The following is a 5,280-nucleotide window of genomic DNA, read 5'->3' on the forward strand; positions in this document are numbered from 1 at the left end:
TGCAAACGCAGCTCGTGCAGGAGGCGCCCGCCTCGGTCATGCCGTGCCCGTCGGTGAGCGACTCGATCGGCAGCGCGCCGCCGTCGAGCTGGAACACCTCCATCGGGAGCTGCTCAAAACTCCGTCGGAAATCATCGGAATTTGCGCCGTGTGCGCTCATGGCCATTTCCTTTCCGCGTGGACTTACACGCAGAATTGATCCTGCCAGTACCAAATATGGCCCGCAATGACGATCAGCCGACTACTTCCAGACCAGGCCGCATAGTAATTCCTAGTCCGTTCTGGACTATTGTCCAGCACGTATTCGGCCGATACCGTGACTGCGGGCCTGTCAGCGGAAATTGAGGGGATGATTGGATGCCGGAGATCAGTTCTCCTGAACCGTTGCCGGTCGATCGCCGAGCCGGCTGCCCGTTCGACCCGCCTTCGAAACTTTCCGAGCTGCAAGCATCGGGACCGATTGTGCGCACCGTGCATCAGGACGGCCACGTCGGATGGTTGATAACCAGCCACCGCCTGGCCAGGGAGATGCTCGTAGACGACCGCTTCAGCGCCCGGTCCGACCTCCGGCGCTCCGCCGTCGGCGAATCCAGCGGCGCACTCATGGCACCGCCGCTACCTGGCCAGTTCATCAGCATGGACCGCCCGGAGCACACCCGCTACCGCCGGTTGCTGGCCAAGTACTTCACCAGCAATCGGCTCGAGCAGATGACGCCGTGGATCAACGATCTGGTCGCCGCGCAACTCGACATCCTGGTGCGCGCGGCCACGCCGGCCGATCTGGTCGCCCAGTTCGCCATGCCGATCCCGTCGATGGCCATCTGCGAGTTGCTCGGTGTGCCCGGTAATCACCGCGAACTGGTCCAGCAGATAAACTACGGCTATTCAATGGCCGATTCGGTCGACGAGCGCAACGGCTATATTTCACGCCTCTACGGATATCTTTCCCAGCTGATCAAATACAAACGACTGTCAGCCGGATCCGACTTGCTCGTCGAAATAATCGCCGACAATCCCGAACTCACCGACGAAGAACTACTCCAGCTCACCCTCGGACTCGTACTCGGCGGACACGAAACCACCGCAAATATGATTTCACTGGGCGTTTTCGCATTACTGGAGCACCCGGACCAGCTCCACGCGATGATCGCGGATCCGGCCAACGACCACACCGCCGTCAGCGAATTGCTCCGGTATCTGACCGTGACGCATATCGGACTCCCCTATCGGGCCGCGCTGGAGGATGTCGACCTCGGCGGAGCAGAAGTACGCAAAGGCGATACTGTCACCGTCGCGCTGCCGGCCGCCAACCGCGATCGGGATGCTTTCACCACGCCGGACGAATTGGATGTCCGCCGCACCGCGGCCCGTGGTCACCTCGCGTTCGGACACGGCGCGCACCGCTGCCTCGGCCAGCATCTCGCCGAGCTCGAACTGCGAATCGCCTACCGGCAACTCTTCGAGAGGCTGCCGAGCCTACGACTCGCGGTGGATGCCACCCAGGTACCGATGCGAACCTTCGCGACGATCTACGGGCCGCGCACACTGCCCGTCACCTGGGACGCCGGCACTACCGGACCACAGGAACTCCCGAGCGAGGTCGCTTCGTGAAGCTCGCGACGGGCGGGCACGTCGAAGCTCCGGTGGTGTTGAGAGTCGCCGGGCTCCCCGCATCCCATCTGCATCGGCTCCGGTTCACCCGCACCTGCGCTGAAGTCGACGCGATACTCGCGCACCTGGACGAACTGGAACTGACGGGCGCGTCGATCGCCGATGCCCTGTATCCGGTGATCGGGGGACTCGACGGTGTGCGGAAGTCCCGGGTAGTCGGGCTGCGCCGCGCGGTCTTCCAAGGACGCCGGCCAAGCACGCACGAGTGGAACGGCGACATCGCCGCAGGCCTGCCGACCGAGCTCGCTGCGCGCATAGAACAGTGGGTGGCCTCGCGTGAGCAGCTGAAACAAGCGCGCATCGATCTGGCATCGACGCTGGCCGCCGAATCGCGAGCCCATCTCGGGCTGCTCAAAAGCAGCGTGGGCGAACAGATGTTCGTGCGCGCACTGTCGCGTTCGAGCCCCGTGCTGTCGGCGGAGTTGGACAAGTGGCTCACCGACGATCGCACCCCGAAGTCTCGTGTCGTCTTGCAGCTGATCCGCTACCTCTCGCGAGCGGTAGCGAAAACGAGCCCGTACAGCACCTATACCTACAGCGGCCTCGGGAGCTGGCGCGACGATGACATCCCGATCCACTTCACTACCCGCTCGCCACACGTGACCGGCAGGACCGAACTCAACGGTCTCGCCGTGCAATGGATCGTCAGGGCGCTCGTGCAACGAACGGGGCGGAGCGAAACGCTTCCCCTGCGATTGAACCCCAGCCTCACGCTGACCGACGGCGTGTACACATTCCTCGGCTCGCCACCCGGAGAATCCCTTGTTTCCGTGCCGGCGAACGAGGTTATGCGCGCCGGCGTCGCCGCGTTCGACGGTCGGAGATCGATATCGGCCGAGGAGTTTCTCACCTATCTGTCCGAATCGCTCGGAGACGGCGAGGAAGCACGGCAACGCCTGCGAGACCTCCTCGCTATCGGCGTCCTGGAACAGCCGATGCCCATTCCGGACATGTCGGATGATCCGTTCGGACAGCTGGCGCGGTGGCTCGACCGAGACGGGAGCGAGACCGCCACGCATCTCGCCACGCTGGCAGCAGGTGTGAGCAGAAAGGTCGGCTCGACCCCACCGGTCGAAGACCTGGCCGCATTCCGCGGATACTGCGCCGATCTGGTCGCCGAACTGCGCGCACTCGGTACCGCGGCCGGTCTACCCGGCGACTTCGCCGATGACGCGACGACCCTCGTACACGACAACGCGGTGGTCGAGGAACCCCTCGCCCACCTCGGCGGCGAGGCGTGGCGGCCGGCGCTGGAGGACCTGGATGTCGTGCGGTCCGTCCTGCCCGTACTCGACCCGGCGCTGCCCCTGCGACTTGTGGTCGCCGAGTTCTTCGAACGCGGCTGGGGCTCGACGGCGAAAGTTCCGTTCCTCAGCTTCCATCGATCGATCGCGGCGACGCTGGCGATGGCCGCGCGCGGCCAGGGAGATGCCCTCGGACAGGAGATTCGCGGACTGATCGGTGCGCAGGCATCGCCGCTGCCCAACCTCGAGGCCAGTGTGGTGCCGCGAGTTCGGGAGCTCGGCCGCATCCAGACAACGCTGCGCGCGACCTTCGCCGGCGTGGCATCCGAGCACACCGTCCGCCGGGCACAGCCGGATGACATTCGACAGCTGATCGCCGCGGCGCCGGTCTGGTGTCAGCGCACACCGAGTTCGATCGGATGCTATCTCCAGGTTCTGACCGACGGACCGCTCCGGCTCGTCGTGAACGCCATTCACGGCGGCCACGGCCGCGGGCGCGCCCGCCTGCAGGCGATCATGGGCCGGGCGTACACCGGTACAGAGGTACCGAGCACACCGGTACGCCACTCGGAGACAACCCTGGCCGAACTCGGTGGGATGTTCGGTTTCACTCCTAACATCCGGGTCCAGAGCACCGTGGCCGAGATCGAATACCCTTTCACGGCCAGTGCCCGCCCTGAACGCGATCAAATCCCGCTGGGAGACCTGGTGGTCGGCATGGACACCGGCACCGGGATGCTCACGGTGTCGCGCGCATCGGGCGAACCCGTTCACCCCTTGCACCTGGGCATGATGGCCGACGGACTGCTGCCGCCCGCCGCGCGGCTACTGGTTCAGCTGTTCGGGGAGTCCTACTACATCCATCCGAGCCAGCCCGTGCTCGTTGCGCCGCAGTCGATGGTGATTCCGGACCAGGTCATGCTCCAGCCCAGGTTGGAGATCGGCGACGTAGTTCTGCAGCGAGCGCGCTGGGTGGCCCCCGCGCAACTGGTTCCGAGCAGGTCAGCCGGAACCACGGATTCGGAGTACCTGGTCGAGATCGTGGCTTGGCTGCGTACCAACGGGATTCCGATGACCTGCTTCGTCCGGAAGTGGTCCGCCGACCTCCGCACCACCTCGGGCCGGATCGAGGGGTGGGTGGCGGACAAGTCGCGCAAGCCGGTCTACGTCGACTTCGCGAACTGGTTCCTCGTCGAGGTCTTCGAACGGATGACGCATGCTCCGGGACCGGTGGTGATCTTCGAAGAGGCGCTTCCGGAAGTGGGCGAGTCGCCGGGACCGGACCTGGCGGACCCCGCCGTGGTCGAGCTTCTTCTCGAACTGTCCGGACAGGAGATCACCTATGGTGAATGAGGTTGTCACCGAGCGTGATTGGATCAGCGCGCATGCGTTCTACCACGGGGACATCGACCGGTTGGTCGGTGATGTCGTCGCGCCTTTGCGGGCCCGATTCGACAGCGAAAACCAAGTCACCAGTAGCTTCTTCCTCCGGTATTGGGACGGCGGGCCGCACCTGCGCCTGCGCGTGCTGCCTGCGGCCCGGAGCGAGCGAGCGGGGGTGGAGGCGGCGATCGCCGACGCTTTCAGCGGGTTCTTCGAACGGTCGCCCGCCGCGGACGTTCTCACGGCGGCGGACTACGCGCGAATGGCGCCGCGGCTGGCCGCGGGCGAAGGTTTGACGAAGTACCACACCGAGTTGTGCGCCAACAACACTCTGGTGTTCAGCACCTATCGTCGTGAGCACGACCGCTACGGTGACGGCGCCACGATTCAGGCCGTCGAGCACCACTTCGCCGAATCGAGCACGGTCGCCGAGCTCCTGATCGAGAGTGCCGCCGGCCGGCGAACCCGGCTGGCGGTGGCGACCGCGGCGATTGTGCTCGGCTGGTACGCGGCGTTCCCCGATCCCGCGGAGCTCGTCGGCAGACTCGTCGCGGCGCCCGGCATCCCGAGCGCCGCCGAGCAGGTGTGGAATCCGCAGTCACTCGCACCGCTGGTGGCGAAGATGCGATCACTCGCCGCCGATACCGGAAGCCGGCATCCGATCGGTCCCCTTCCGGGCTGGGGGCGGAGTGTGGCGGCGCTGGCCGGACGGCTCCGCACGGAGCGGGCCGCGGCGATGCTCCCCGCGCAACCGCTCGGTTGGACGGGCCCCGGCGCGGTTCGTTCGGGGCCGAGTGCTGATCCGGTGCTGACGGTTGTCGACATGTGTATCCACCTGCTGTGCAACCGGATCGGGGTTGGTCCGGTCGCGGAGTCCGCCCTGCGGTCGGCGGCGAGGCAGGGCCACGCGGCCCACAAACCCCCCCACACGGGCCCACCCCGGAAAAATGGAACGCTTGAACACCCCCCCCCGCAAAAAAAC

At 65.8% G+C, this 5,280-nt stretch carries 4 protein-coding genes; 3 read left to right on the top strand and 1 reads right to left on the bottom strand.

The genetic code is table 11. The annotated features are described in order from the left end of the window. Positions 1–166 (bottom strand): thiomuracin/GE37468 family thiazolyl RiPP peptide (locus ACFWPJ_RS17470; protein ID WP_378852517.1); only part of this gene is annotated, 166 nt, incomplete at its 3' end. A 296-nt stretch (positions 167–462) separates the two neighbouring features. On the opposite strand from ACFWPJ_RS17470, the gene ACFWPJ_RS17475 reads away from it, so the two are divergent. The 3 genes from ACFWPJ_RS17475 to ACFWPJ_RS17485 form a co-directional block, all read left to right on the top strand. After that, positions 463–1,611 (top strand): cytochrome P450, encoded by a 1,149-nt coding sequence (locus ACFWPJ_RS17475; protein WP_378852507.1) that lies wholly within the window; start codon positions 463–465, stop codon positions 1,609–1,611. Beyond that, entirely contained in the window at positions 1,608–4,268 is a 2,661-nt protein-coding gene (locus ACFWPJ_RS17480) for a lantibiotic dehydratase (protein ID WP_378852509.1), read from the top strand. Before ACFWPJ_RS17475 ends, ACFWPJ_RS17480 begins: the two co-directional genes overlap by 4 nt. Continuing rightward, a partial coding sequence (locus ACFWPJ_RS17485; RefSeq protein WP_378852511.1) for a lantibiotic dehydratase C-terminal domain-containing protein occupies positions 4,258–5,280 on the top strand: 1,023 nt, incomplete at its 3' end. The genes ACFWPJ_RS17480 and ACFWPJ_RS17485, both read left to right, overlap by 11 nt.

The sequence above is a fragment of the Nocardia sp. NPDC058497 genome (assembly GCF_042720195.1).
Classification (GTDB): domain Bacteria; phylum Actinomycetota; class Actinomycetes; order Mycobacteriales; family Mycobacteriaceae; genus Nocardia.